This window comes from Streptosporangium sp. LJ11, assembly GCF_051918945.1.
Lineage (GTDB): Bacteria > Actinomycetota > Actinomycetes > Streptosporangiales > Streptosporangiaceae > Streptosporangium.
The window spans coordinates 109,162-134,916 of sequence record NZ_JBPXMB010000026.1; the positions used below are offsets into that span (position 1 = coordinate 109,162).

Genomic DNA, 25,755 nt, shown 5'->3' on the forward strand with positions numbered 1-25,755 from the left:
ACAGTCATCGCCGTCCCCGGCGCCGGTGTCCGGTCCCGGTCAGCCGGGGCCCAGGCCGTGCCGGAAGGCGTAGGTCACCGCCTGTGCCCGGTCACGCAGTCCCGCCTTGGCGAAGAGGTTGTTGATGTGCGTCTTGACCGTCGCCTCGGAGATGAACAGCTCCCCGGCGATCTCCGCGTTCGAGCGGCCCGCCGCTATCAGCCCCAGCACCTCGCTCTCCCGGCGGGTCAGCCCGTCCGGCAGGCCCGGCGCGCGGCGGCTCCCGGCCACCGCCTCGGCCAGCCGCCGCTGGACGGTGGGGTCGAACTGGGCCTCGCCCTCGACGACGGTGGCGATGGCCGAGGCCAGGGACTCGGCGTCGGTGTCCTTGGTCAGGTAGCCCCGCGCCCCCGCGCCCAGCGCGGCGAAGATCGACTCGTCGTCGGAGTACGTCGTCAGGACCACCACGTGGATGTCCGGGTGGGCCGCCCTGATCCTGCGGGTCGCCTCCACCCCGTCCATGCGGGGCATCCGCAGGTCCATCAGGACCACGTCGGGCCCGAGCGAGGCGGCCAGCTCGACCGCCTCCCGCCCGTCGGCCGCGGCCCCCACGACCTCGACGCCGGGCAGCAGTCCCAGCAGCAGCACCAGCCCCTCGCGCACCACCGTCTGGTCGTCGGCCACCAGCACCCGCACGACCACCTCGACCACCTCGTCCCTCGGACCCGCCCGCCTGTCCCCGCGCCGCTCCCTCGCCGGGACGGCCTCGCGGTCGCGCGGCACCGGCGCGTCGGGGCGTACCGTACCGGCACCGGCGTGAGCCGTCCACGGCGCGGCGCCCACCCCCGCGGCGGCGCCGCGCCGCGGGCGGCTCACGCCGGGACCCGCAGCAGGACCTCGAAGCCCTCCGCGCCCGGCCGCGCGGCCAGCGAACCGCCGATCAGCTCGGCCCGCTCGCGCATCCCCACCAGCCCGTACCCCCCTTCCCGCGACGCCGGCGGGTCCGGCGGACCGCCCGTGTCGCGCACCTCCAGCTCGCACCACGCGCCGGCGCGGCGCAGCGCCACCGACACCGCGGCGCCCGGCGCGTGCTTGCGCACGTTCGTCAGCGCCTCCTGCGCGGTCCTCGCCACCGCCAGCCTGGCCCCCGCCTCCAGCGAGCCGAGGTCCCCGGTGACCGAGACCGCGCAGGGCGCCCCGGTCACCGACCGGAACTCCACCGCCAGCCGCTCCAGCCGCTCGGCCAGCGGAAGCTCCTGCCCGCGCAGCGCGTCGAGCGCCCGGCGGGTCTCCTCCAGCCCGGCGCGCGCCAGCCGCACGGCGCGGTTGACCCGGTCGAGGGCCGCCGCGGGGTCCCCGCCCTGCTCCAGCAGCAGCCGCGCGCCCTCCAGGTGGACGATCTGGGCCGACTGCGAGTGCGCCAGGATGTCGTGGACCTCCCTGGCCAGCCGTGCCCGCTCGGCCAGCACGGCCTCACCCGCCCGCGCCTCGGCGAGCGCCGCCGCGTGCTCCCTGGTCGTCTTCACATACCGGATCAGGAAGACGAGAATGGCGCCGTAGGTGAGGCCCAGGACGTTGCCCATCAACTCCCAGCCCTGCAGCCCGGCCAGGAAGGACACGGCCGCCGTTCCGGCGATGTCTGCCGTGACCAGGAATATCCCCGGCCAGAAGCGGGTCCTGAACGGGGCTGCGTAGAGGACGAGGTACAGAAAGCCCATGCCGCCGAAGCGACTGATCGCCTGCAGGGCGAGCCCGCCGGTCAGGGTGGCCGCGAGCAGCCAGGCGCCGCGCCGCGCGTCCTGGCTCAGCAGTGCCCACACGCAGCAGCCGGAGGTGGCGGCGCAGACGAGGAGCACCGGGAGCAGGCCCGGCCAGCCCGCCTCGATCGCGGCGGCCACCGGCCAGTAGAGCACGTATCCCGCCAGCACGACGGCGAGGAGGCAGCGCACCGAGGGGCGGCGGAAGAACGTCACGACCACAAATTATCCGTGCCCCCGGCGGCGGACCATGGGCCCCGGGGTGGAGATCGTCTCCACCCCCGGCCACCGCGCCCTCCCCCGGGGGTGGACGTCGCCGGTTCCACCCCCGGGACCGTGCGTCCCCACCCGCCCCGGGCCCATCGTCGAGGCATGTCAGCAATCAGCGTCACCCACCTCGGCAAGTCGTTCGGCGGGGTACGAGCCGTCGACGACCTGTCGTTCACGGTGGAACGGGGAACACTCACGGCCTTCATCGGCCCCAACGGGGCGGGCAAGACCACCACCCTGCGCATGATCCTCGGCCTGGTCACGCCCACCGAGGGCACCGCGACCATCGGCGGCGGCCCCTACCGCGACCTGGAGCGTCCCGTCGCCACGGTCGGCGCGGTACTGGAGGCCGCGGCCTTCCACCCGGGACTGAGCGCCCGCACGCACCTGGAGGCGCTCCGCCTCGCTGCGGGGCTGGACGCGGAGCGCGTGGAGCACGTGCTGGAACAGGTCGACCTCACCGCCTCGGCCGGCCGCAAGGTGGGGGGCTTCTCCCTGGGCATGCGCCAGCGGCTCGCCCTGGCCTCCGCCCTGCTGGGGGACCCGGAGATCCTCATCCTCGACGAGCCCGCCAACGGCCTGGACCCGACGGGCATGCGCTGGCTGCGGGGCTTCCTGCGGGCCTACACCCACCAGGGGCGCACGGTCCTGGTCTCCACGCACGTGCTCGCCGAGATCCAGCAGATCGCCGACCACGTGATCGTCGTACGGGCGGGGCGTCTCGCCTGGCAGGGCCCGCTCACCCCGGAGACCGACCTGGAGGAGCTCTACATGGAGGTGACCGCATGAACGGCCTGGTCCGCGCCGAACTGCTCAAGGCGCGCGCGAACCGCACCACCTGGCTCCTGGCCGCCCTGGCGCCCCCGCTGTGCGTGGCCTGGGCGGGGCTGATGGTCTTCTTCATGGGGCAGGGCGGCGGGATGCCGCTCGACGCGCAGATCGAGAACGTCTACAGCATGGCCCACCAGGCCTACATCTTCACCCTGCTGCTCGGCGTCCTCGGCATGGCCGGGGAGAACCGCCACCAGACGATCACCTGGCAGTTCCTGGTCAGCCCCAGGCGGGACCGGGTGGTGACGGCCAAGCTGGCCGCGTACGGGATCGCCGGCCTGGTGATCGCCACGGTCTCGGCGCTGGTCACGCTGGCGGGGGGCCTGGTCATACTCGGCCTGGCCGGCTATCCCGCCTGGACCCCCGCGGTGCCCGCGGTCCTGCTCGGCTCGGTGCTCGCGGTCGTCCTGTACGGCCTGCTCGGGGTGGGCCTGGGAGCCCTGATCGGCAACCAGGTGGCGGCGGTGACGGTGGCGCTGCTCTGGTTCATGTACGCCGACTACGCGCTCGTCAGCTTCCTGCCCGATCTGGGCAGGTGGCTGCCGACCGGGGCGGCCCGCGCCCTGAGCGGCACGCCCCTGGGCGGCGAGCTGCTGCCCGTCTGGGCCGGCGGGCTGCTGTTCGCGGGCTACGTCGCGGTGACCGTGCTCGCCGCCCGCGCGCTGACGCTCCGCCGCGACGTCACGTGACCTCGCCGTACGACGGCACGGCCCCCGACACGGACGGCGGCACGGCGTGCCGGCACGGCCGGCCGTGCCGGGTGGTCCCGGGGGCACGCGTCACGGCGTGTCCCCGGGAACGCGCGTCACACCATGGCGTCGCGGACGGCGGCGTGGGCGGCGTCGCGCATCACGGCGTGCAGCCTCGCGTTGGACTCCCGGTCGCTGCGCACCTCGACCACGCGCAGCCCCTCGCCGCGCAGTGCCTTGACCAGCTGGCCCGGCTCGTCCACGAAGGTGTACGGCGTGCCGGTGGCGGCGGCCACGTAGCCCAGGTCCACCCCGTGCGAGGTGCCGAAGACCCGCTCGAAGGGGTCGCGCAGCGCGGCCTGGGGCAGCAGCGAGAAGATCCCGCCGCCGTCGTTGTTCACCACGACCAGGCAGAGGTCGGGGCGCGGCTCGCGGGAGCCGAGGAGCAACCCGTTCTGGTCGTGCAGGAAGGTCAGGTCGCCCATCAGGGCGTAGGAGGGGCCGTTGTGGGCGAGGGCGGCGCCCATCGCCGACGACACCACGCCGTCGATCCCGGCCGCCCCCCGGTTGGCCATGATCCGCAGGCCCCGCCGGGGACGCATCGCCTGGTCGAGGTCGCGGATCGGCATGGAGGAGCCGGAGAACAGCAGCGCCCCGTTGGGCAGCGCCTCCGCCAGGTCGCGGGCCAGGCGCGGCTCGCTGAGCCCCGACCCGTCCAGCACCTCGTCGATCGCGGCCCTGGCCGCCGTCTCGGCGCGGCGCCAGGAGTGCAGCCACGTGTCGTCGCCCGCGGCGACCGGGATCTCCACCACCTGTGCCACCTGGGTGGCCGAGCGGGTCGGGTCGGGCCAGCGGGTCATGTCGGCCGCGACCACGATGTGCTCGCCCGCGTGCCTCAGCCAGTTGAGCAGCGGCCGGGACAGGCCTGGGCGGCCCAGGGTGACCACGACGTCGGGGCGGTGCCGGTCGGCGAACTCCGGGGTGCCCAGGAGGAAGTGGTAGGCCGACATCGCGTGGTCGCCGTAGCGGGCGCCGCCGTTGGGCTCCGACAGGATCGGCCACCCGGCCATGCCCGCCGCCGCCACGTACCTGCGGGTGTTGGTCGCGCCGTCGCCGACGACCAGCACGCCCCGCCGGGTCGGCGGCAGGTGCAGCGCCACCGGCGGGGAGCCCACCCTGGCGCGCACCCACGGACCCGCGGCGTCGCCCTCCAGGGACTCGGACCAGGACGGGTCGCCGTCCGGGATCAGCGGCTCGCGGAAGGCCACGTTGAGGTGGACGGGCCCCGGGTCGTACGGGCCCATCGCGCGCTGGTAGGCGCGGCAGGCCGTCGACCGCCAGTAGGCGACCTGGCCGGGGCGGTCCTCGGGCACGCCGATCTCGCTGAACCAGCGGACGGCCGTGCCGTACAGCTTGATCTGGTCGACGGTCTGGCTGGCACCGGTGTCGCGCAGCTCGGGCGGGCGGTCGGCGGTGAGCACCAGCAGTGGCACCCCCGACTCGTGCGCCTCGATGACGGCCGGATGGAAGTTGGCCGCCGCGGTGCCGGAGGTGCAGATCAGGACGACCGGACGATCGCTGCGGCGGGCCAGGCCCACCGCCAGGTGGGAGGCCGAGCGCTCGTCCACCCGCACGTGCAGCCGGAGGCGGCTGTCGGCGTGCACGGCCAGGGCGAGCGGCGCCGAACGCGAACCCGGTGCGAGCACCACGTCCGTCAGACCGCAGCGGGCCAGCTCGTCGACCAGCACCGTCGCGAGCGCGGTCGCGGGATTCACCGCACCGCCTCCTTATCTCCGCACCCGGGGGTGAGTCCGTCCTGAGGCGCGCGAAAGCGCCCTCGCCTGCGCGGGGCGGCGCGCCCCGGGACCGAGTCCGTTCGGATCCCCGCTGCCCCCCGGGAGCGGCGGGGCACTGTGCCCTCGCCTGTGCCCTCGCCGCCCACGGCCGCGCCGGAACCTGTCGTCGGCCGCCCCTAGGGACGGCGCGGGAACCTGCCGAAGTCGGGAGAGCGCTTCTCCTTGAACGCGTTGCGCCCCTCCTGCGCCTCCTCGCTCATGTAGTAGAGCAGGGTGGCGTCGCCGGCGAACTGCTGCATCCCCGCGGCGCCGTCGGTGACCGCGTTCAGCGCGCCCTTGAGCATGCGCAGGGCCAGCGGCGACTTGTCCAGCATCTCCCTGGCCCACTTGACCGTCTCGGTCTCGAGCTCGGCGAGCGGCACGACCGCGTTGACCAGACCCCAGTCGAGGGCCTTCTGCGCGTCGTACTGGCGGCAGAGGTACCAGATCTCGCGGGCCCGCTTCAGACCGACGGTCTCGGCCAGCAGCCAGGAGCCGTAGCCGCCGTCGAAGGAGCCGACCTTGGGGCCGGTCTGGCCGAAGACCGCGTTGTCGGCGGCGATGGACAGGTCGCAGCACACGTGCAGCACGTGGCCGCCGCCGATGGCGTAGCCGGCGATCATGGCGATGACCGGCTTGGGACAGCGGCGGATCTGGACCTGCAGGTCGAGCACGTTGAGCCGGCCGACGTGCGGGGTGGACTTGTCGACGTAGCCGTCGTCGCCGCGGATCTTCTGGTCGCCCCCGGAGCAGAAGGCCCTGTCGCCCGCGCCGGTGAAGATGATCACACCGACCTCGGCGTCCTCCTGGGCGACGTTGAAGGCGTCCTTGAGCTCGAAGAGCGTCGTCGGGCGGAACGCGTTGTGCCGCTCCGGACGGTTGATCGTGATCTTGGCGATGCCCTCGCCGGTCTCGTAGATGATGTCCTCGTACTGCCCGGACCTCTTCCAGTCGACGGCACCGTCGCGCTCGGAGGCCGTCTCCGCCACCACCTGCTCGTCCACGCCCGGCTCGACCCGCTCCGTGCTCACGATGGCTTCACCCTCTCCGCTTTACCGGGACCACCCCGGCTGTTGTCCGGCATTCGGCACTAACCTTACGACTGTGATGACCATTCCTGTGCATGAGGAGTGGCTTTCCGTGCAACGGGAATTGCATGCCGTGGTGTCGGCGCCGGGCCCGGAGCTGTTCCGGGCCGTCGGCGCGGCACTGGACGGCCGCGGTCCCGCCGTGCTGCCCCTCTCCCCCGCCCTGCCCGCCCCCGCGTTGCGGGCGACGCTCGACGCGCTGCGCCCGACCCACGTCGACGGGGTTCGCCGCGAGGGCGGCGTCGGCGTGCCCGCCGAGGTCGCGGTGGTCATCGCCACCAGCGGCTCCACCGGCGCCCCCAAGGGCGCGCAGCTGTCCGCCGAGGCCCTGCTCGCCTCCGCGTCGGCCTCGCTGCGGCGCCTGGAGGCCGGGGCGGGCGAGCGCTGGCTGTGCTGCCTGCCCCCCTCCCACGTGTCCGGCCTGCAGGTCCTGGTGAGGTCGCTGCTGGGCGGGACCGAGCCGATCGTGCACGACGGGTTCTCCCCCGAGGCCGTGCTCTCCAGCGGCGCGGACCACGTCTCGCTGGTGCCGACCCAGCTGCGCCGGCTGCTCCAGGTGAGTTCGGCGCGTCTTCAGCGTCTGTCGGCGTTCAGGACGATCCTGCTCGGCGGCGCCGCCGCTCCCCCCGCCCTGCTCGCCGAGGCCCGCGCGGCCGGGGCCAGGGTGATCACCACGTACGGCATGAGCGAGACCTGCGGCGGGTGCGTCTACGACGGCGAGCCCCTCGACGGGGTGGGGGTCGACGTCGGCGACGACGGCCGGATCCGCCTGGGCGGGCCCGTGCTGTTCTCCGGCTACCGGCTGCGCCCCGACCTCACCGAGGCCGCGCGCGACGGCGAGTGGTTCCTCACCTCGGACCTGGGCGTCCTGGAGGGCGGGCGGCTGCGCGTGCTGGGGCGGGCCGACGACGTCATCAACACCGGGGGCGAGAAGGTCGTCGCCGCGGCGGTGGCCGCCGTGGTGGCCGAGCATCCCGCGATCGTCGACGCCGTCGTGGTCGGCCGTCCCGACCCCGAGTGGGGCGAGCGGGTGGTGGCCGTCGTCGTCTCGCCCTCCCCGCCGTCCCTGGCCGAGGTGCGCGCCTTCGCCAAGGAGCGGCTGCCCGCCTACGCGGCCCCCGCCGACCTGATCGTTGTGACCGAAATACCACTTTTGGCCAACGGCAAGCCGGATCTCGAAACTCTTCGTTATGGTCGTGATCGGGAACCGTGAAGGTGCCGTGACACGTCCAACAGGTAGCCGAAGCAGGAAGGACAAGCCCGATGAACGTCACCCGCAAGACATGGGTCTCGGCTGGAATCGTGAGCCTGGTCCTCGCCGGCGGCATTTCCGTGACGGCGGCCGCCGCGTCGGGCGGGATCGGGAAGGCGGAGAAACCGTCGGCCGAGCCGGTGCCGGTCGCCCCGAACGAGCCCGGAGCGCCCTCCCAGGAGCCGTCCCCGACCGCACCCGTCCCTCCCGCGGAGGACTTCGTGGTGTCCAGGGAGGTCAATCCCGACCCCGAGAAGGTCGTCGAGTACTGGAGCGAGAACCGTCTGGAGAAGGCGGAGCCCTTCCCGATGCCCATGGTCGACGGCCCCGTGCTCGAAGGCTCCGCTGACCCGGCGCAAGAGGGCCCCGTGGAAGTGATCGAATAGGCTCTCTCGGGCGCCCACGTGCGGGTGGATCGCCGGGAAGGCGGTCCGCCCTTCATATTTTCCGGGTCGAGTCGGGAACAGAAAGTTCTTGCCTGGGGTTATTGGTACTGGTGCGCTGAGCGGCCCCCAGACCGCCCCACCCCAAGACCAGCAGACCGTAAATTCAGACGACTCCGTGATGGAGGAGGTGTCCTCATGCCCCCAACCGCCGTGGCGACCTCATCTGAGGCCCCGACGACCCTCGACCAGCTCCTTGACCGAGGGCGAGTCCAGGGCCACCTTTCACTCGCGGAGCTGCGCCACGCCTTCGCCGAGGCGGGCATCAGCCCGACCGAGGGCAGGTCGATCCTGCGCGAGCTCACCGAGGCGGGCGTCAGCCTGGCGGCCGAGAACGAGCCCGCGCTGTCCGCGTCCGGCACCAAGAGCGCCCGCAAGACCCCCGCCCGCAAGGTCAAGGCCGCGCCCGCGAGGAAGGGGGCGGTGAAGACCGAGACCACGGCCGGTGCCCCGGACGCCGCCACGACCGGTGCGGAGCCCGCGGGCGACCTCAAGACCGCCAAGCCCGTCAGGAAGACCGGGGCCGCGAAGGACGCCAGGGACACCAAGGACACCGCGGCGGAGCTCGACGACGAGTGGAACCCGCCGGAGGAGGTCGAGGTCGAGGTCGAGCCGACCCTCGACCTCGACGACCAGTCCTCCGTCATGGGCGACTCGGTGCACACCTACCTGAAGTCGATCGGCCGTCGCACCCTGCTCACCGCCGCGCAGGAGGTCGAGCTGGCCAAGCGCATCGAGGCCGGGCTGTACGCCGAGTCCAAGCTGGAGGCCGAGCCGGGTCTGTCCGCGGCCGCGCGCGACGACCTGGAGTGGATCGCCGAGGACGGCCGCCGGGCCAAGGACCACATGCTGGAGGCCAACCTCCGCCTGGTCGTCTCCGTGGCGAAGAAGTACACCGACCGGGGCATGGCCCTGCTCGACGTGGTCCAGGAGGGCAACCTGGGCCTGATCCGCGCGGTGGAGAAGTTCGACTACACCAAGGGCTACAAGTTCTCCACCTACGCCATGTGGTGGATCCGCCAGGCCATCCAGCGCGGCTTCGCCGACTCTGCCCGCACCATCAGGCTTCCGGTGCACGTGCTGGAGATGCTCTCCAAGCTGTCGCGCGTCGAGCGTGACATGCACCAGCGTCTGGGCCGCGAGCCCACGCCGGAGGAGCTGGGCGTCGAGCTCGACAAGACCCCCGACCAGATCGAGGAGCTGCTGCGCACCAGCCGCCAGCCGATCAGCCTCAACGCCACCATCGGCGAGGACGGCGAGACCACCATCGGCGACCTCATCGAGGACGTCGACTCGCCCGAGGCGTCGGAGGTCGTCGACCGCCAGCTGCTGGGCGAGCAGCTGCGCGGCGTGCTCGGCAACCTCTCTCCCAGGGAGGCGAAGATCATGGCCCTGCGCTTCGGCCTCGTCGACGGCAAGCCCCACACCCTCGACGAGATCGGCAAGTATCTCGGCCTGACGCGCGAGCGCATCCGCCAGCTGGAGAAGGAGTCGCTCTCCAAGCTCCGCCACCCCAGCAACACCCGCCCGCTGCTCGACTGGGCCAGCTGACCGGCGGGCCTGCCGGCACGGCGCCGCCTGCCACCTGAGCCGTCCGGCCGTTCCGAAGTCCCGAAGGGCGCCACCGCGAGACCTCCCGGTCCGCGGTGGCGCCCTTCGGCGTGTTCCGGCCCCCGCGGGGAGTGCCCCCCGGAGGGACCGGCGGGAGCGCGAGGCGCCCCTCCCCGAGGGGCCCGGCGCGGGAACCGGGGCGACGGTCCCCGTACCGGCCCTCGAAGGTCTCGAAGGGGGTCAGCCGCCCATCTCGGCGACGAGGCTCCTGGGGCGCATGTCGGTCCAGGAGCCTTCGACGTAGGCCAGGCAGCCGGCGCGGGAATCCTCACCGTGGACGATCTCCCACCCCGGGGGGACGTCGGCGAACGCGGGCCACAGCGAGTGCTGCCCCTCGGCGTTCACCAGCACCAGGAAGGACGCGCTCTCGTCGTCGAAGGGGTTGGTCATCGGATACCTCCAGCATGGGTGTACCGGGTGGCGAACCCGGCTGTGTGGACTCGCCCGGCACCGGGATGCCCGGCCGGCGCCGGCCGCCCGCGCGGGCGGGCGGGCGGCCGGCGCGGGAGTTTCCCGCCGGCGCGCCCAGGGATCGGCGACCGTCGTCCCCCGCCGGATGCGAGGAGCCGTCCGGGCGCGAGGAGCCGTCCGGGCGCGAGAAAAGGCAGACGAAAATGACATAACTGCGTGCACCTCAGCGAAGTGCCTGGTCACGGCGTTGAGGGAGTGGCCGGAGAGGCCACCGAAGCGGAACACCTTATTAGGAAAGCCTAACCTAAAATCCGCCAAACCGGGAGGCCGGGCCCAGACGACCGGTCATCAGGGCCGGACCACCGTCACCTCCCCCGGACCCGTTCCGGAACGGCGAAACCGCCCGTCACGGGAACGCGTGACGGGCGGCGAGAGGCCGTTCGAACCGGGTCCGCGGATGGAGACCGGTGGGCGGATCAGATCCGCGCCCGGGCACCCGCGGTCGAAAGCCCCGGCGAGGGCCGGGGACGAGGGCCGGGAACGGAGATCAGCGGGCCGAGGCGGCGACCGGGCGCGGGACCCTGGGAATGCCGGTCAGCCGGTTCTGCTCGCGAAGGGTGCGCAGGCGGTTGACCTCGGCGGTCCACTCGGCGCCCTTCGGGGTGGCCCTGCCCTTGCGGCGGCGGATCCGGTCGTCGTACGACCTGATCCCGAACGTCGCGCGCTGGTTGGCCTCGGCCGCGCGCAGGGCCTCGGTGAGCGCCCTGTCGAAGGCCAGCCCGGCGGCTCGCAGCTCCTGCACGGGGGCCGCGGCGGCCTGCGCCCGGCGCACCTCGGCCTCGGCCTCGCGCGCCTTCTCCAGAAGCTCGGGGAAGCTCTTCCCGACCTCCTGGTCAGCGTGGTGACGAACCTCCGCCTCCCGGCTCACGCGCGGTCGGAAAAACGCCATCTTCTTCCCTCTCTCGCCGGTCGCCGGTCTCCTCCGGCAGATCACCGCTCGTAGCCTACGCGGTCCGCCCCCGCCCCACACACTCAGGGACCGGGCCCTCCCGCGAAGCGGTTCGCGCCGCCGGCCGCCTCGCCGTGCGGCGACGCCGAAGAACCTTCGTCCCGCCCGGCGCGCCGTCCTTTACGCAGTAAGGTAAGGGGTGGCAGGATGCCTCCCATGCCTGCCAAGCGACCTCCCGTCCCGCTCTCCAGGGAGCGCATCATCGACGCCGCCCTCCACATCGCCGACGGCCAGGGCCTCCGGCGCCTGACGATGCGGCGGCTGGGCGACGCGCTCCAGGTGGAGGCGATGGCCATCTACCACCACCTGCCGCGCGGCAAGGACGCCCTGATGGACGCGCTGGCCGAGCACGTCACCACCGTCCACGCCGAGCCCGGCGGGAGCTGGCAGGACAGCGCGAGGGCCTGGTGCCGGGCGAGCCGGGCCGCGCTGAGGGAGCATCCCGGGGTGCTGGCCCTGGCCCTGACCAAGCCGCCGAGGGGCAGGGCGGCGATCGCCATCAGGGAGCAGACCGACCAGCTGGCCGACGCGGGACTGGCCGACGCCGCGGGCGCGGTACGGGCCCTTCGGGCCTACGTCTTCGGCGCGGTGGCGGTGGAGGTGCAGCAGTCGGGCTGGGCCGAGCCCTCGGGCGACGAGGACGAGCCCTGGCGTCCCCCGTCCAGGGGAGGCGGCAGCCCGGGGGCGGACGCCGACTTCGAGCACGGGCTGGACGCGCTCCTGGCCGGCCTGGGCGCGCGGTGAGCACATCGGACCCGGTAAGGGACGGTCAGGGGTGGGAAAACCCGCGTCGGCGCACGTCAGCAACTTGTAACCGATCGTTTACCTGCCTGGCGGCGTGTCGCACTTGGTCGAATGTCCTTATATGAGGCATGCTGTGTTATAGGTCACATCCCCTGATAAAGCCCTGACGGACTGACCCCTTACCAGTTCTCAAACAGTCCTAACGGGCTATGTCGCCAAGGTGCGATCGATCGCACACTTGATCTGCTTGATGTGCGGCTCCCGTTCTGTTAGGGACCGCATGGCCATATATCAACATTCAGATGCTCGTCCCCGTCATACGTGGGAACGGAGACCCATCGGTGACGGTGCCGCCGGATGTCCGATGCCCACCCGTGCCCGGTGTGACCCGGGCGAGCCGACACGAGAGATCCGGAGGCACGCCGATGTGCCCGCACGAGCCGTCCTGTCCGTCCGCCGACGCGCTGGACCGCGAAGCCGCCCGCACCATGGCGGCCCACCCCGAGCAGGGCTGGAGCCTGCTCTGCAACGGTGTGGTGCTGTTCGACGACACCGGCGAGCTCCTCCCGGACGGTGCCGTCATCGAGCCGCACCGGCCACTGGCCGGCGTGGTCTGAGGCCCGTCACACCCGACCGGTCACGCTGAGCGGGTCCACCGAGTCCGGCCGCATCCTCGTGTCGAGCCACTCGGCGACCACCTCGCCCACCCCGGCGGGATTCCTCCCGAGGTCGTGACCCTCTCCCGGCAGCACCACCAGGCGCGCGACGTCCGCCGCCTCGGGCACGCCGAACGGGTCACGGTCTCCGTTCACCACCAGCACGTCCACACCCGCCGCGCGCAGCTCCCCGGCACGTGACCGCTCCGGCTTCCCCGGCGGGTGCAGCGGGAACGCCAGCGCGACGACCGCGCGGGCCCCGACCCTCCCGGCCGTACGGCACGCGACCCTGGCCCCGTTGCTCCGCCCGCCCTGCGCCAGCGGCAGCCCCGGATAGCGCCCGCGCAGCCCGGCCACCAGCGTCTCCCACGCCTCGTCCTGCTTGACCGCCGACCCCGGCGCGCGGGCTCCGCGCATCCGGAACGGCTGGAGCACCCGCGCGACCGTCCCGCCGATCGCCGTCGCGGCGTCCCGCACGGCCAGCAGGTCGGGGGCGTCCACTCCCCCGGCCGAGCCGTGGGTGAGCACCAGCAGGAAACGCGGGGCGGCCACCTCGTCGATCTCCACCAGCGCCGGGCCGTGCGGGGTCGCGATCTCCACGGGCGGGACCGCGCGCGCCGGGAACCCCGATCCCGGCGTGGACGCGCCGTCGGGAGGGGTGGACTCGGAGGTGGACACGGATCTCCTCCTATTGACTGATGCCCGGCGGCCGGCGTGAGGGAACAATCGAAGCGTGCAGGACTATCAAGATATCCGCCAGGACATGCGTGCCACCGTCGAGGCCCGGCGCGACCTCGGCCCCGAGTACGAGGCCGCCCTCATCGAGTCGTTCGTGTCACGCCTGGACGCGACCATCGCCCACCGGGTGCGCGCCGAGATGCACGCCTCCGGGGCGCCGAAGGCCAAGTCGCGCAAGAACTCGAACAGCTCGATCCCGATCGCCCTCGGTTCGATGGGCATCGGGATCCCGCTGACCGCCATCGCGGCGCAGACCTCCGGCACCGCCGGGCTGCTGCTGGCCTGGGGCGGAATCGTGGCGATCAACTTCGCTCACGCCCTGAGCCGCTGGCGGGAGCGCGACTGACACCCGCCGGAGTCCCACCCGGTCTCTCCTCTCCGGTTCCCCGCCCCGGTCCCCCGCTTCGGGCGGACCGGAATCCGCGAGGCCAGGCCGCCGGAAAGGCCGGTGCCCGTGCGAGGTCTCCCACGGGCACGACGAGCATCGCGCCCTCGCCCGGGAGGCGCGCCGCGCGCCCCGGGGTCAGAGGTCCCGGTCGAGGCGGAGGCGGACCTCACCGGCGAGATCCTCGTCGGCGCTGTCCAGGCCGTAGCGCCACACGCGCTCGGCGTCCTCGTCGCGGCCCCTGAGCGGGAGCGTGCGGGCCAGGAGCTCGATGGCCAGCGCACCGGTCTCGACGTCGCCGCCCTCCTCGATCGCGGCGGAGAACTCCGCGCACGCCAGCTCCAGGTGAGCGATGCCGAGCATCACCCGCAGCCTCGGCACCTCTGCCGCGTCGGGCACCGCGAGCGCCTCCAGGAGCACCTGGGCGGCCTCCCCCGGCTCGCCCTCCTCCAGGAGTGCCTCCGCCAGCCGCTGGGCGGCACGAGGAGCGATTTCCGGGTCGGCGGTGGCCAGCGCGTCACGCAGCGACCGCTCGGCCTCCTCCTCGCCCGTGGCGAGCCTGGCGAGGGCCATGTGCGCCAGCGGGACGTAGGCGGGATGGCCGACGCCCAGCGCGGCCTGCCAGGCGGCGCGGGCCTGGTCGGCCAGGTCCTCCCGCTCGAAGCTCCCCGCGAGCAGGCAGGCGGCCTGGGCGGCGAACTCCGGATGCCCGGTCGCCAGCGCGGTGCGCGCGGCCGCGCGGGAACCCGCCACGTCCCCGCTCTCCTCCAGCACCACCGCGAGACCCACCGCCGCCTGGGCCCGGTCGGGCTCGTCGGGATCGGCGACCAGCTCGGCGAAGATCGCGGCGGCGCCGTCGAGGTCGCCCGCCTCGGCCAGTCTTCGCGCGGTGTCCAAGGGACGGGTGTCCACCTCAGGCATGCAGGATCCTTCCGGATACGGAGACGCCCCGAGCCTAACGACTCGGGGCGCCCTCCGTCCTGTCGCATTCCCCGCGAATATCGCGGGTCGCACGGGCTTTCCGGTCCCGGCGGGGCCCTGCGGTGATCAGTCCTCGTACGCCTCCAGGGGAGGGCAGGAGCAGACCAGGTTGCGGTCGCCGTAGGCCTGGTCGATGCGGCGGACCGGCGACCAGTACTTGCCCTCGCGCACCGACGGCAGCGGGTAGGCCGCCTCGGTGCGGCTGTAGGGGTGGCCCCACTCGTCGGCGACGAGGCTGTCGGCCGTGTGCGGGGCGTTGCGCAGCGGGTTGTCGGTCCTGTCGTACGCCCCGGAGGCGACCTTCGCGATCTCCTCGCGGATCGCGATCATCGCCTCGCAGAACCGGTCGAGCTCGGCCAGGTCCTCGCTCTCGGTCGGCTCGATCATCAGCGTGCCGGCCACCGGGAAGGACATGGTCGGGGCGTGGAAGCCGTAGTCGATGAGGCGCTTGGCCACGTCGTCGACCGTCACCCCGGTCTCCTTGGTGATCTGGCGCAGGTCCACGATGCACTCGTGGGCGACGAGGCCGCCGCGGCCGGTGTAGAGGACCGGGTAGTGGGGGCTGAGCCTGCGGGCCAGGTAGTTGGCCGACAGGATGGCCTGCTCGGTGGCCGCCTTCAGCCCGTCGGCGCCCATCATCCGGATGTAGGCCCAGGAGATGGGCAGGATGCCCGCGGAGCCGTACGGGGCCGCCGAGACGGGACCCACGGCGGTGCCCTCGCGCAGCGGGTGGCCGGGCAGGTAGTCGGCCAGGTGGGCGCGGACCGCGACCGGGCCGACGCCGGGACCGCCGCCGCCGTGCGGGATGCAGAAGGTCTTGTGCAGGTTCAGGTGGGAGACGTCCGCCCCGAACTCCCCCGGCCTGGCCAGACCGACCAGCGCGTTGAGGTTGGCGCCGTCGACGTAGACCTGCCCGCCGGCCTCGTGCACCAGCTCGCAGATCCGGACGATCGTCTCCTCGTACACGCCGTGCGTGGACGGGTAGGTCACCATGATCGCGGCAAGCTGCTCGCGGTGCTTGTCGATCTTCGCGACGAGGTCGTCGACGTCCACGTTGCCCTGGTCGTCACAGGCGACCACGGCCACGCGCATGCCCGCCATCACCGCGCTCGCGGCGTTGGTGCCGTGCGCGGAGGAGGGGATCAGGCAGACGTCGCGGCCGGACTCGCCGCGGGCGGTGTGGTAGGCGCGGATCGCCAGGAGCCCGGCGAACTCGCCCTGGGAGCCGGCGTTCGGCTGGAGCGACACGGCGTCGTAGCCGGTGACCTCGGCCAGCCAGCGCTCCAGCTGCCCGATCAGCTCGACGTAACCCGCGGCCTGGTCCTCGGGCGCGTAGGGGTGCAGCCCGGCGAACTCCGGCCAGGTGATCGGCTCCATCTCGGTGGTCGCGTTGAGCTTCATGGTGCAGGAGCCCAGCGGGATCATCGACCGGTCGAGCGCGATGTCCTTGTCCTGGAGCCTGCGCAGGTAGCGCAGCATGGCCGTCTCGGAGCGGTGGCTGTGGAAGACCGGGTGGGTCAGGTAGTCGCTGACCCGGGCCAGCGCGGCGGGCAGCGCGTCGTGCGCGGCGGCGTCGAGGTCGGCCAGCACGGCGCCGCTGATCCCGAAGGCGGCCAGGACCTGCTCCAGGTGGAGGAGCTCGGTCCTCTCGTCGCAGGTGACGCCCACGTGGTCGGCGTCGACCAGGCGCAGGTTCACCCCGTTGTCGCGGGCCGCGGCGACGACCGCCTCGGCGCGGCCGGGCACCCTGGCGAGCACGGTGTCGAAGAAGGTGTCGTGCACGACCTCGACGCCGCCCTGGCGCAGGCCCTCGGCGAGCACGACGGCGTGCCGGTGGGTGCGACGGCCGATCCTGCGCAGGCCCTCGGGGCCGTGGTAGACGGCGTACATGCCGGCGATCACGGCGAGCAGCACCTGCGCGGTGCAGATGTTGCTGGTGGCCTTCTCGCGGCGGATGTGCTGCTCGCGGGTCTGGAGCGCGAGCCGGTACGCGGGGCGCTGGTCGGCGTCCTGGGAGACGCCCACCAGGCGGCCCGGCAGCTGGCGCTGCAGGCCGTCACGGACCGCCATGTAGGCGGCGTGCGGGCCGCCGAAGCCGAGGGGGACGCCGAAGCGCTGCGAGGAGCCGACCGCGATGTCGGCGCCGAGCTCGCCGGGCGCGGCCAGGAGGGTGAGGGCCAGCAGGTCGGCGGCGGCGACCACCTGGGCGCCGCGGGCGTGGGCGGCGTCGGCGATGGCGCGGAAGTCGCGGATCCTGCCGCTGGCGCCGGGATACTGCACGAGCACCCCGAAGCACTCGGGGAGTTCGGCGGTGAAGTCGCTCTCGACCAGCTCGATGCCGAGCGGCTCGGCGCGGGTGCGCAGCACCGCCTTGGTCTGCGGCAGCGCGTCGGCGTCCACCACGAACACCTTCGAGGGGCTGCGGCCCGCACGGCGGGCCAGGGTCATCGCCTCGGCGGCGGCGGTGGCCTCGTCCAGCAGGGAGGCCCCGGCGACGTCGAGGGCGGTCAGGTCGGAGACGACGGTCTGGAAGTTGATCAGGGCTTCCAGGCGGCCCTGGGAGATCTCCGGCTGGTAGGGCGTGTACGCGGTGTACCAGCCCGGGTTCTCCAGGAGGTTGCGGCGGATGACGCCCGGGGTGATCGTGTCGTGGTACCCCAGGCCGATCATCGAGGTGAGCACGGTGTTGCGCCCGGCGAGGACCCGCAGCTCGGCGAGAGCCTCGGACTCCCCGGCCGCCGGGGGCAGGCTCAGCCGCTCCGAGGAACGGATCGCCTCGGGCACGGCCACCGCGACCAGGTCGGCGACGGAGGCGAATCCGACCGCCTCCAGCATGCGGGTCTGGCCGGCGTCGTCCGGCCCTATGTGACGGGTCGCGAACGGAGGAGAGCCGAGTTCGCTGAGCGATGACAGGTCGGTCATTGGTGAAGCCTCCCGGGACGGGGTGGAGACCGGCGCTGGGCGCGGGCGTATGCCTGGTCTCCCCCTCTGTCATCACGACCGTCGTGCGGGGTCGTGACCTGAGAGCTTCACCTGCCCGTTGTCGGGAGGCTTGCACCGTCGGTGAGTCGCGCCTGGCGAGCGCGACTGCTTTCCAGAGTTGCCTCGTCCGTGCGGTACCGGGTGCCTGAGAGATTCCGGGGAGGTTGCTCCTTCGGCGCCCCGATCCTGGTCGGGGTCTCTCCCGCACAGGGTCAGTGGCAGGTCCGAGTTTACCCGGTTCGTCGTGCTCTGCGACGACGGGCCAGCTCATCGGCCTGATGATCTCCTAAAGGGCCCTCGCTCGACTCCGCGCGTTCGCCGGGCAGATCCGCGAGGGAGCCCTCCACCTCCTGCCACACCCGTCCCAGTGCTATGCCGAAGACTCCCTGGCCACCCTGGAGGAGGTCGATGACCTCGTCGGGCGAGGTGCACTCGTAGACGCTCACCCCGTCGCTCATCAGGGTGATCCCGGCCAGGTCGTTGACGCCCCTGTCGCGCAGGTGCTGCACGGCGATGCGAATCTGCTGGAGGGAGACACCGGTGTCGAGGAGCCGCTTGACGACCTTGAGGACCAGGATGTCGCGAAAGCCGTACAGCCGCTGGGAGCCGGAGCCGTGGGCGGCCCGCACGGTGGGCTCGACCAGGCCGGTGCGCGCCCAGTAGTCGAGTTGCCGGTAGGTGATGCCGGCCGCGGAACAGGCCGTGGGGCCCCGGTAGCCGATATCGGCGGGCACCTTCACCGGTTGCCCGTCGAACAGCAGACCCTCTTCACCCGCGCGCTGACGTGCCGACTGGCGCCGTTCCGGGTCATCCTGATCGGCGTTTCTACCCTCGCCGCTGCTGACCGCCACGCGGACCTCCGGCTTTCTCTCATCCCACGGCCTGATCTGGGGGTTTACGCACGACCGCGGGTTTCACTTGCACCGTAGGACTGGGGCCAAGTCCAGTCAACGACCCCACTCGGCGCGTCGTGAAGCGTAAATGCACCGAAATTCCTACCCCGCGCGGCCGAAGTCCTCGGGCGTGATCGTGTCAAGGAACTCCCTGAACTTCTCCACCTCGTCTTCCTGGTCGTCCGGGATGATCACCCCTGCCTCCCGGACCACGTCCTCACTCGCGAAGATACGTGCGCCGGTGCGAAGTGCCAAGGCGATCGAGTCCGAAGGACGCGCGCTCACCTCGACCCCGTTGGAGAACACGAGATCCGCGAAGAAGATGCCGTCGCGCAGGGCGACGATGTTGACCGTGCTCAGCCGGACGCCGAGCCCTTCGAGCACGTCACGGAACAGGTCATGCGTGAGCGGCCGGGGTGGTGGTTCCTCGGCCTGGGCCATGGCGATCGCCGTGGCCTCCGTCATGCCGATCCATATAGGTAGGTAACGCTCCCCATGCGTCTCTTTCAGCAAGACGATCGGCTGGTTGGAGGGCATCTCAACTCGAACGCCCACGACCTCCATCTGCAACACGGGCTGCTCCGTCTTCGCTGGATTCCGACCGGTTTGTTCAACGTAACACTCGTGGGGGTACGAGTGCCTGGTCAGGTTCTCACCGACCCAGGGCCCCACGAACGCCGGAACGCAGCAGAGAGGCGTGCAATTCCAGCAGCAGGCCGGAGATCTCCCTGGCCGTCTCGTCGGCCTGGTCGATGGCCCCGGGCCTGCGGCGGCGCAGGAGCGGGGCGACGGCCTGCTCCACCAGGCCGGCCTCGCGCTCCGCGGCGGCCTTGACGGCCCGCAGGTGGCGGGCCCGCAGGCCGAAGGCGGCCAGGGCTCCGACGCTGCGGGCCACGGCCAGCGCCTCGGCGTCGTAGTAGCGGGCCACGGCGGCCAGCAGGCCGTAGTCCTCCAGCTCGGCGAGGGTCTCCTCGTCGAGCTCGGCGGCGGCGAGCAGCTCCTCGCGGGTGAGCCGGATCTCGGAGGGCGCGTCGTCGGGGACCGCGCGCGGCCTGGCGGCCGGGCGCTCCTCGCGGTCGGCCGCCTCCAGATGATCCTTGATGACGCGCAGCGGCAGGTAGCGGTCACGCTGCTCGCTGAGGATGTAACGGAGCCGCTCGACGTCGGCGTAGGTGAACTTGCGGTAACCGGAGGGACTGCGCTCCGGCTCGATCAGCCCCTCGCCCTCCAGGAAACGAATCTTGGAGATGCTGACATCGGGGAACTCGCCCTGCAGGAGAGCGAGCACCTCCCCGATGCTCATGTGCGCACGAGCGGCCTGCGAGCTCATCATCCTCCAGCGGCGCCGCGGGTGAGGAAGACGAGGCGGAACTTGCCGATCTGCACCTCGTCACCGCCGTACAGCGGGACCTCCTCGATGCGCTCGCGGTTCACGTACGTGCCGTTCAGGCTGCCGACGTCGCGGACGGTGAAGACCCCGCCGCCGCGCCGGTAGAACTCCACGTGGCGGCGCGAGACCGTGATGTCGTCGAGGAAGATGTCGCTCTCGGGGTGACGGCCCACGGTGGTCAGGTCGCTGTCGAGCAGGAACCGGCTGCCGGCGTTGGGGCCGCGCATCGCGACCAGCAGCGCGGTGCCCGGGGGCAACTGCTCGACGGCCTGCCGTTCGGCGAGAAGCGTCTCACCTGTCTCCGCCTCGTAGGCCTCGATCCCGGAGAGGGAGATCGTCGATGTGCTGTCTCCGGGGGTCTCGGCTTTGGTAAGCGGCGACCCGCATCGTGAACAGAAACGGGCATCCTCAGGATTGGCATGACCGCACTGCGTGCAGTAGACGCTCGGCATCGATCGGCTCGGCCTCCTACCGCGAAGACGCGGCAACGGTGCTCAGTGATGCGCGCCTCGCTTCTTCGCTTCTCAAGTGTTTTCTCGGACTGCGAATGCCGCAACATACAGTGATGAGGCGCGAAGGTCAAGGTTGACGCTGAACCGCGGGTACGGTCGGTGACAAAGTTACAGGGGGGCACTGTCCCCGGTCCATGGCGCCGCGCTGTGTTTGTGGCAACCGCTCGGCCCGCGGCCCCCTTCCAGGCGCCTTCCCGCGCCTCCGGCGCGCCCGCCGGGGCCTGGTCCCGTCAGCCGCCCGCGGCCTCCTCGACCACCCGCGCCCAGTGCTCGATCAGGGTCTGCGCGGAGTCGACGTCGAACCCCTCGGCCCACAGGTGGGTGACCGCCTCCGTCGGGTCGGGCAGCACCAGGGTCCAGCTGCCGTCCTCGGCGACGACCCGCACCCCGTCGGTGGTGTCGATGCGGTAGTGCTCGGCGGCCTCGATGACCGAGCGCATCACCGCGCCCTTGGCGGCCCACGGGGTCGGCACGGTCCGGCGCAGCAGCTTGGCCTCGGGGATCCTGGCGTCGATCTGGCTGAGCGAGAGCCGGGTCCTGGCGACCAGGCCCAGCAGGCGCAGGAACACCGCCAGGCCGTCCACCGTGGGGCCGAACTCGGGCACGATGAAACCGCCGCGCCCGTCGGCCGCGAAGATCATCTCTGGTCCCCTGGCGGCGGCGGTGAGCGCGTCGATCGCGGTGGAGGTCCACTCGGCCTGGACGCCGTGGAACCTGCAGACCTGCTCGGCCACCCGGGTGGTGGTGACCGGCAGCGCCACCCTGCCGCCGCGCCGCTCGGCGGCGACCAGGTCGAGCACCACCAGCAGGGCGCGCTCCTCGCTGATCAGCTGGCCCTTCTCGTCCACCAGCGCGACCCGCTCCCCCACCGGGTCGAAGCGCACCCCGAAGGCCGCCCTGGAGGAGCTGACGAGCTCCGCCAGGCGCTGCAGGTCGCGGCGGCGCTCGGCGAGGGTCTCGGTGGGCGAGGCGTCGTCCAGTCGGTTGTTGACGGTCAGCACGTCCACCCCGACCCGGCCCAGCAGGCTGGGCAGCACCAGCGAGGAGGTGCCTCCGGCGCAGTCGACCACGACCTTCATGTCGGCGTCGCGCACCCCGCTGATGTCGACCAGGCGCAGCAGCTCGTGCGTGTAGTCCTCCACCGCCCGGGCGGGGAAGCTCAGCTCGGCGATCTCCCCGGGGAAGGCGCGGCGGAACTCCTGCCGGGAGAAGACCCGGTCCAGCTTGCGCTGGGCCGCCGGGGACAGGTCCGCGCCGTGCTCGTCCATGAAGACGATGTCGACGCTCTGCGGGTCGCCGGGGGTGGTGCGCAGCGCGATGCCGCCGACGGCGTTCTCCCTGGCGGTGTGGAAGCGGGCCACCGGGAGCGGGGACGCCTCCAGGTCGAGCACGTTGATCGCGCTGGCGTTCAGGGCGCTGATCACGGCCCGCTTCAGCGCCCGCGCGGCGCGGGAGGAGTCGCGGGAGGTGATGACCGAGGTGCCCTTCTTCAGGGTGGTGGCGTAGGCGCTGGCCAGCCGTACGCACAGCTCGGGGGTGATCTCGACGTTGACCAGCCCCGAGACCCCCCGGGGGCCGAACAGGTTGCGCTGGGCGCGCGGCTCCCAGATGACGCTGTTGTTGATCACCGCCCCGGCCTCGATGGTCTTGAACGGGTAGATCTTGACGCCCGAGGAGATGTACGCCTCGGCCTCGATGATGCACTCGTCGCCGACGACGGCGCCCTCCTCGACCCTGGCGCCGGTCATCAGGTCGGTGTTCTTGCCGATCACGCAGCCGCGCAGGTGGGCGCTGGGCCCGACGTAGACGTTGTCGTGGACGACCGCGCGGTGCAGGAAGGCCCCCTCCCTGACCACCGCGTTGCTGCCCAGCACGGTGTACTCGCGCAGCTCGGCGCCCGCCTCGATCTTGGCGTAGTCGCCGACGTAGAGGGGGCCCTTGAGGACGGCGTCGGCGTCGACCGAGGCCCCCTCGGCGACCCAGACGCCCGGCGAGACCTCGAAGGCGTCGATGTCGACCTTGACCCGGCCGGACAGGACGTCGGCCTGGGCCTTGAGGTAGCTCTCGTGGGTGCCGACGTCCTCCCAGTAGCCGTCGGCCACGTAGCCGTACAGCGGGGCGCCGCGCTCCAGCAGCCTGGGGAACACGTCGCCCGACCAGTCGACGGACTCCCCGGCCGCGATCTCGTCGAGGACCTCGGGCTCCATCACGTAGATGCCGGTGTTGGCGGTGTCGGAGAAGACCTGGCCCCAGGTCGGCTTCTCCAGGAAGCGCTCCACCCTGCCCTGGTCGTCGACGATGACGATGCCGAACTCCAGCGGGTTGGGGACGCGCTTGAGCCCGATCGTGACCATCGCGCCGTTCTCGCGGTGGAAGCGGATCATGTCGGTCAGGTCGATGTCGGTCAGCGCGTCGCCGGAGATGACCAGGAAGCGGTCGTCGCGGAGCCGGTCGGCGGCGTTCTTCACGCTGCCCGCGGTGCCGAGCGGCGTGTCCTCGGTGGCGTAGTACAGGCTCATGCCGAGCTCGTCGCCGTCGCCGAAGTAGTTGCGGACCAGGGCGGCCAGGAACTGCACGGTGACCACCGTCTCGGTGAAGCCGTGCCGTTTCAGCAGGCGAAGCACATGCTCCATGATCGGCCGGTTGATCACGGGTAGGAGAGGTTTGGGCTGGTTCGCGGTCATCGGCCGGAGCCGTGTCCCCTCCCCGCCCGCCATGACGACGGCCTTCACAGATCACCTCTTAAGGCGTTTGGCCTCGCTTGTCAGCTGACGCACCTGTACCCAATACAGCACCCCGGACCACCAGTACAGGCCGGTGCCCCAGATGGCCAGGGACCAGCCGACGATCCCCGCCACCTCGCCGTACCAGGAGGGATGGTGGGCCAGGAAGAGCAGTGGGAAGGCGTAGAGCAGGTTGGCCGTGGCGGCCTTGCCGAGGAAGTGCACGGGCAGCGCGGGACCGTACCCGAGGCGGCGCAGGATGATCGGGATGCCCAGCAGCATCACGTCGCGCAGCGGGATGGCCAGCGCCAGCCACCAGGGGATGATCTCGCGCATGGCGAGGCCGAACAGGGTGGCCAGGATGTAGAGCCGGTCGGCCAGCGGGTCGAGCAGGCGGCCGAGCCTGCTGGTCTGGTTCCAGGCACGGGCGATCTTGCCGTCGAGCCAGTCGGAGAACCCCGCCAGCATCAGCAGGGCGACGGCCCAGCCGTCGGCCTTCGGGCCCAGCACCAGCCACAGGAAAACCGGCACCCCCAGAAGCCTGGCCAGGCTCAACGCGTTGGGAACCGTCCAGATTCGGTCCTCGGCCCCCGATGCTTCCGGATTCACCGGCTGATCTCCCTCCCCGTACCTGATGGTGACACTACTGCGTCGGATGCGGCCGGGTGGATGGTGGGCGCGGGGGATACGCGTTATCGTTCCGTTCGACCAACGCGGGAGCCCGGAGAACCGGGCTGAGAGGACGGCCGAGACAGCCGCCGACCGCCAGAACCTGCTCCGGGTAATGCCGGCGAAGGGAGTTTGCGCGATGACCGACGCGCGTATTTCCAGCTCCAAGATCTACCAGGGCGACCTGCGCGTCCCCATGCGCGAGGTGCGCCTGACCGACGGGACCGCGGTCACGCTGTACGACACCTCGGGCCCCTACACGGACCCGTCCGTGACCACCGACGTCACCCGCGGCCTGCCGCGCCCGCGCGAGGAGTGGATCCTGGAGCGGGGCGACACGGTCCGGTACGGCGGCCGGCCCGGCGCCCCCGGCGACGACGGCTACCGCGACCGCGACGCCTGGGCCCGCGACCTGCGTTCCCTCGACGCGGTCTTCACCGGCGGCGGCGACCGGCCGCTGCGCGCGGCGGGGGCGCCGGTCACCCAGCTCGCCTACGCCCGCCGCGGCCTGGTCACCCGGGAGATGGAGTTCGTCGCGGTCCGCGAGGGCGTGACGCCGGAGTTCGTCCGCGCCGAGGTGGCCGCAGGGCGGGCGATCATCCCGGCCAACGTCAACCACCCCGAGAGCGAGCCGATGATCATCGGCCGCAACTTCCTCGTGAAGATCAACGCCAACATCGGCAACTCGGCCGTCGCCTCGACCATCGAGGAGGAGGTGGACAAGATGACGTGGGCGATCCGGTGGGGCGCCGACACGGTGATGGACCTGTCCACCGGGCGCAACATCCACACCACCCGCGAGTGGATCATCCGCAACTCCCCGGTGCCGATCGGGACCGTCCCGCTCTACCAGGCGCTGGAGAAGGCGGGCGGCGACGCGGCCCGCCTGTCGTGGGAGATCTACCGCGACACCCTGATCGAGCAGTGCGAGCAGGGCGTGGACTACTTCACCGTCCACGCGGGGGTGCGCCTGGCCCATGTGCCGCTGACCGCGCGGCGCAGGACCGGGATCGTCTCCCGGGGCGGCTCGATCATGGCGGCCTGGTGCCTGGCGCACCACCGCGAGAGCTTCCTCTACGAGCACTTCGCCGACATCTGCGAGATCCTGGCCCGCTACGACGTGGCGTTCTCGCTGGGCGACGGCCTGCGCCCCGGATCGATCTCCGACGCCAACGACGAGGCCCAGTTCGCCGAGCTCAGGACGCTGGGCGAGCTCACCGGGATCGCTCACGCGCACGACGTCCAGGTGATGGTCGAGGGGCCCGGCCACGTCCCCATGCACAAGATCAAGGAGAACGTCGACCTGCAGCGCGAGCTCTGCGCCGACGCCCCGTTCTACACCCTCGGCCCGCTGACGACCGACGTCGCGCCCGGCTACGACCACATCACCTCGGCCATCGGCGCGGCGATGATCGGCTGGTACGGCACGGCGATGCTCTGCTACGTCACGCCCAAGGAGCACCTGGGCCTGCCGGACAGGGACGACGTGAAGACCGGCGTGATCACCTACAAGATCGCGGCACATGCGGCCGACCTCGCCAAGGGCCACCCGGGCGCGCAGGCATGGGACGACGCGCTGTCCGACGCCCGGTTCGAGTTCCGCTGGGAGGACCAGTTCGCCCTCTCCCTGGACCCCGAGACCGCCCGGTCCTTCCACGACGAGACGCTGCCCGCCGCCCCGGCCAAGACCGCGCACTTCTGCTCGATGTGCGGTCCGAAGTTCTGCTCGATGAGGATCAGCCATGACGTGCGCAGGTTCGCCGAGGAGCGCGGCCTGACCGGCGCCGAGGCCCTGGAGGCGGGGATGCGCGAGAAGTCGGAGGAGTTCTCCCGCGAGGGCGGCCGGGTCTACCTGCCCGTGGAGGGTCTCTGAGCCGCCAAGATCGACCAGGTGGCGTACTGCCCGC

The 25,755-nt window shown here is 72.1% G+C and carries 24 protein-coding genes and 2 riboswitches; of the genes, 9 read left to right on the top strand and 15 right to left on the bottom strand.

Going from position 1 to position 25,755, the window contains the following annotated elements:
* Positions 1-39: 39 nt before the first annotated feature.
* Both ACTOQ3_RS33115 and ACTOQ3_RS33120 read right to left on the bottom strand, forming a co-directional pair.
* Complete coding sequence (locus ACTOQ3_RS33115; RefSeq protein WP_440087389.1) at positions 40-855, bottom strand: response regulator; 816 nt, start codon at positions 853-855, stop codon at positions 40-42.
* Positions 852-1,952, bottom strand: a complete 1,101-nt coding sequence (locus tag ACTOQ3_RS33120; protein WP_440087390.1) for a sensor histidine kinase — start codon at positions 1,950-1,952, stop codon at positions 852-854. The genes ACTOQ3_RS33115 and ACTOQ3_RS33120 overlap by 4 nt, the downstream gene beginning before the upstream one ends.
* Positions 1,953-2,108: 156 nt before the next feature.
* On the opposite strand from ACTOQ3_RS33120, the gene ACTOQ3_RS33125 reads away from it, so the two are divergent.
* Both ACTOQ3_RS33125 and ACTOQ3_RS33130 read left to right on the top strand, forming a co-directional pair.
* Positions 2,109-2,795, top strand: a complete 687-nt coding sequence (locus tag ACTOQ3_RS33125) for an ABC transporter ATP-binding protein (protein WP_440087391.1) — start codon at positions 2,109-2,111, stop codon at positions 2,793-2,795.
* Positions 2,792-3,526: an ABC transporter permease gene (locus ACTOQ3_RS33130; protein WP_440087392.1), complete on the top strand. Its 735-nt coding sequence runs from the start codon at positions 2,792-2,794 to the stop codon at positions 3,524-3,526. The genes ACTOQ3_RS33125 and ACTOQ3_RS33130 overlap by 4 nt, the downstream gene beginning before the upstream one ends.
* 116 nt (positions 3,527-3,642) lie before the next feature.
* Here the strand turns inward: ACTOQ3_RS33130 and menD are convergent, their stop codons facing one another.
* Positions 3,643-5,301 carry a 2-succinyl-5-enolpyruvyl-6-hydroxy-3-cyclohexene-1-carboxylic-acid synthase gene (menD, locus tag ACTOQ3_RS33135; protein ID WP_440087393.1) on the bottom strand — a complete coding sequence of 553 codons (1,659 nt, stop codon included), beginning with the start codon at positions 5,299-5,301 and terminating at the stop codon, positions 3,643-3,645.
* A 197-nt stretch (positions 5,302-5,498) separates the two neighbouring features.
* A complete protein-coding gene (gene menB, locus ACTOQ3_RS33140; protein WP_440087428.1) occupies positions 5,499-6,350 on the bottom strand; it encodes a 1,4-dihydroxy-2-naphthoyl-CoA synthase in 852 nt (283 codons plus the stop codon).
* A 151-nt stretch (positions 6,351-6,501) separates the two neighbouring features.
* On the opposite strand from menB, the gene ACTOQ3_RS33145 reads away from it, so the two are divergent.
* The 3 genes from ACTOQ3_RS33145 (at position 6,502) to ACTOQ3_RS33155 (ending at position 9,695) form a co-directional block, all read left to right on the top strand.
* Positions 6,502-7,662 carry an AMP-binding protein gene (locus ACTOQ3_RS33145; protein WP_440087394.1) on the top strand — a complete coding sequence of 387 codons (1,161 nt, stop codon included), beginning with the start codon at positions 6,502-6,504 and terminating at the stop codon, positions 7,660-7,662.
* Positions 7,663-7,712: 50 nt separating this feature from the next.
* Positions 7,713-8,087 (top strand): hypothetical protein, encoded by a 375-nt coding sequence (locus ACTOQ3_RS33150; RefSeq protein WP_440087395.1) that lies wholly within the window; start codon positions 7,713-7,715, stop codon positions 8,085-8,087.
* A 195-nt stretch (positions 8,088-8,282) separates the two neighbouring features.
* On the top strand, positions 8,283-9,695 hold the full coding sequence (locus tag ACTOQ3_RS33155; protein WP_440087396.1) for an RNA polymerase sigma factor: 1,413 nt from the start codon (positions 8,283-8,285) through the stop codon (positions 9,693-9,695).
* 240 nt (positions 9,696-9,935) lie between these two features.
* Here the strand turns inward: ACTOQ3_RS33155 and ACTOQ3_RS33160 are convergent, their stop codons facing one another.
* Together ACTOQ3_RS33160 and ACTOQ3_RS33165 are read right to left on the bottom strand one after the other, a co-directional pair.
* Positions 9,936-10,145 carry an MbtH family protein gene (locus ACTOQ3_RS33160; RefSeq protein ID WP_440087397.1) on the bottom strand — a complete coding sequence of 70 codons (210 nt, stop codon included), beginning with the start codon at positions 10,143-10,145 and terminating at the stop codon, positions 9,936-9,938.
* A 568-nt stretch (positions 10,146-10,713) separates the two neighbouring features.
* Positions 10,714-11,115 carry a hypothetical protein gene (locus ACTOQ3_RS33165; RefSeq protein WP_362695838.1) on the bottom strand — a complete coding sequence of 134 codons (402 nt, stop codon included), beginning with the start codon at positions 11,113-11,115 and terminating at the stop codon, positions 10,714-10,716.
* Positions 11,116-11,331: 216 nt separating this feature from the next.
* On the opposite strand from ACTOQ3_RS33165, the gene ACTOQ3_RS33170 reads away from it, so the two are divergent.
* Together ACTOQ3_RS33170 and ACTOQ3_RS33175 are read left to right on the top strand one after the other, a co-directional pair.
* Complete coding sequence (locus ACTOQ3_RS33170) at positions 11,332-11,919, top strand: TetR/AcrR family transcriptional regulator C-terminal domain-containing protein (RefSeq protein ID WP_440087398.1); 588 nt, start codon at positions 11,332-11,334, stop codon at positions 11,917-11,919.
* A 425-nt stretch (positions 11,920-12,344) separates the two neighbouring features.
* A complete protein-coding gene (locus tag ACTOQ3_RS33175) occupies positions 12,345-12,536 on the top strand; it encodes a DUF5999 family protein (protein WP_329094021.1) in 192 nt (63 codons plus the stop codon).
* A gap of 6 nt (positions 12,537-12,542) precedes the next feature.
* Here the strand turns inward: ACTOQ3_RS33175 and ACTOQ3_RS33180 are convergent, their stop codons facing one another.
* Positions 12,543-13,175, bottom strand: coding sequence for an alpha/beta hydrolase family protein (locus ACTOQ3_RS33180; protein WP_440087429.1), 633 nt, complete (start codon positions 13,173-13,175; stop codon positions 12,543-12,545).
* A gap of 133 nt (positions 13,176-13,308) precedes the next feature.
* Between ACTOQ3_RS33180 and ACTOQ3_RS33185 the strand changes: the two genes are divergently transcribed.
* Positions 13,309-13,659: a hypothetical protein gene (locus ACTOQ3_RS33185; RefSeq protein ID WP_440071437.1), complete on the top strand. Its 351-nt coding sequence runs from the start codon at positions 13,309-13,311 to the stop codon at positions 13,657-13,659.
* Between the two features lie 177 nt (positions 13,660-13,836).
* On the opposite strand, the gene ACTOQ3_RS33190 is transcribed toward ACTOQ3_RS33185, so the two are convergent.
* The 8 genes from ACTOQ3_RS33190 to ACTOQ3_RS33225 form a co-directional block, all read right to left on the bottom strand.
* A complete protein-coding gene (locus ACTOQ3_RS33190; RefSeq protein WP_440087399.1) occupies positions 13,837-14,619 on the bottom strand; it encodes a hypothetical protein in 783 nt (260 codons plus the stop codon).
* Between the two features lie 126 nt (positions 14,620-14,745).
* Positions 14,746-17,601 (bottom strand): aminomethyl-transferring glycine dehydrogenase, encoded by a 2,856-nt coding sequence (gcvP, locus tag ACTOQ3_RS33195; protein WP_440087400.1) that lies wholly within the window; start codon positions 17,599-17,601, stop codon positions 14,746-14,748.
* A gap of 182 nt (positions 17,602-17,783) precedes the next feature.
* A riboswitch (glycine riboswitch) is annotated at positions 17,784-17,876 on the bottom strand.
* Positions 17,877-17,891: 15 nt separating this feature from the next.
* Positions 17,892-18,512 (bottom strand): MerR family transcriptional regulator, encoded by a 621-nt coding sequence (locus ACTOQ3_RS33200; RefSeq protein WP_440087401.1) that lies wholly within the window; start codon positions 18,510-18,512, stop codon positions 17,892-17,894.
* 144 nt (positions 18,513-18,656) lie between these two features.
* Positions 18,657-19,127, bottom strand: coding sequence for a bifunctional nuclease family protein (locus tag ACTOQ3_RS33205; protein WP_326639501.1), 471 nt, complete (start codon positions 19,125-19,127; stop codon positions 18,657-18,659).
* A gap of 79 nt (positions 19,128-19,206) precedes the next feature.
* Positions 19,207-19,857, bottom strand: a complete 651-nt coding sequence (gene ftsR / locus ACTOQ3_RS33210; RefSeq protein ID WP_440087402.1) for a transcriptional regulator FtsR — start codon at positions 19,855-19,857, stop codon at positions 19,207-19,209.
* A gap of 26 nt (positions 19,858-19,883) precedes the next feature.
* The gene (locus ACTOQ3_RS33215) at positions 19,884-20,396 is read right to left on the bottom strand and encodes an FHA domain-containing protein (protein ID WP_329079681.1); all 513 of its coding nucleotides are present in this window, start codon (positions 20,394-20,396) and stop codon (positions 19,884-19,886) included.
* Positions 20,397-20,686: 290 nt separating this feature from the next.
* Entirely contained in the window at positions 20,687-23,188 is a 2,502-nt protein-coding gene (locus ACTOQ3_RS33220; RefSeq protein WP_440087403.1) for a sugar phosphate nucleotidyltransferase, read from the bottom strand.
* Between the two features lie 3 nt (positions 23,189-23,191).
* Positions 23,192-23,788 carry a CDP-alcohol phosphatidyltransferase family protein gene (locus ACTOQ3_RS33225; protein ID WP_440071431.1) on the bottom strand — a complete coding sequence of 199 codons (597 nt, stop codon included), beginning with the start codon at positions 23,786-23,788 and terminating at the stop codon, positions 23,192-23,194.
* 94 nt (positions 23,789-23,882) lie between these two features.
* Positions 23,883-23,995: riboswitch (TPP riboswitch) on the top strand.
* Between ACTOQ3_RS33225 and thiC the strand changes: the two genes are divergently transcribed.
* On the top strand, positions 23,988-25,721 hold the full coding sequence (gene thiC / locus ACTOQ3_RS33230) for a phosphomethylpyrimidine synthase ThiC (RefSeq protein ID WP_440087404.1): 1,734 nt from the start codon (positions 23,988-23,990) through the stop codon (positions 25,719-25,721). It overlaps the preceding riboswitch by 8 nt.
* Positions 25,722-25,755: the final 34 nt, after the last annotated feature.

What these genes read in the sequence shown, in the direction of transcription:
- ACTOQ3_RS33125 (WP_440087391.1), top strand. Translation starts at nt 2,109, where the DNA reads ATGTCAGCAATCAGCGTCACCCACCTCGGCAAGTCGTTCGGCGGGGTA.
- ACTOQ3_RS33130 (WP_440087392.1), top strand. Translation starts at nt 2,792, where the DNA reads ATGAACGGCCTGGTCCGCGCCGAACTGCTCAAGGCGCGCGCGAACCGC.
- ACTOQ3_RS33150 (WP_440087395.1), top strand. Translation starts at nt 7,713, where the DNA reads ATGAACGTCACCCGCAAGACATGGGTCTCGGCTGGAATCGTGAGCCTG.
- ACTOQ3_RS33155 (WP_440087396.1), top strand. Translation starts at nt 8,283, where the DNA reads ATGCCCCCAACCGCCGTGGCGACCTCATCTGAGGCCCCGACGACCCTC.
- ACTOQ3_RS33160 (WP_440087397.1), bottom strand. Translation starts at nt 10,145, where the DNA reads ATGACCAACCCCTTCGACGACGAGAGCGCGTCCTTCCTGGTGCTGGTG.
- ACTOQ3_RS33165 (WP_362695838.1), bottom strand. Translation starts at nt 11,115, where the DNA reads ATGGCGTTTTTCCGACCGCGCGTGAGCCGGGAGGCGGAGGTTCGTCAC.
- ACTOQ3_RS33170 (WP_440087398.1), top strand. Translation starts at nt 11,332, where the DNA reads ATGCCTGCCAAGCGACCTCCCGTCCCGCTCTCCAGGGAGCGCATCATC.
- ACTOQ3_RS33175 (WP_329094021.1), top strand. Translation starts at nt 12,345, where the DNA reads ATGTGCCCGCACGAGCCGTCCTGTCCGTCCGCCGACGCGCTGGACCGC.
- ACTOQ3_RS33190 (WP_440087399.1), bottom strand. Translation starts at nt 14,619, where the DNA reads ATGCCTGAGGTGGACACCCGTCCCTTGGACACCGCGCGAAGACTGGCC.
- gcvP (WP_440087400.1), bottom strand. Translation starts at nt 17,601, where the DNA reads ATGACCGACCTGTCATCGCTCAGCGAACTCGGCTCTCCTCCGTTCGCG.
- ftsR (WP_440087402.1), bottom strand. Translation starts at nt 19,857, where the DNA reads ATGAGCATCGGGGAGGTGCTCGCTCTCCTGCAGGGCGAGTTCCCCGAT.
- ACTOQ3_RS33215 (WP_329079681.1), bottom strand. Translation starts at nt 20,396, where the DNA reads ATGCCGAGCGTCTACTGCACGCAGTGCGGTCATGCCAATCCTGAGGAT.
- thiC (WP_440087404.1), top strand. Translation starts at nt 23,988, where the DNA reads ATGACCGACGCGCGTATTTCCAGCTCCAAGATCTACCAGGGCGACCTG.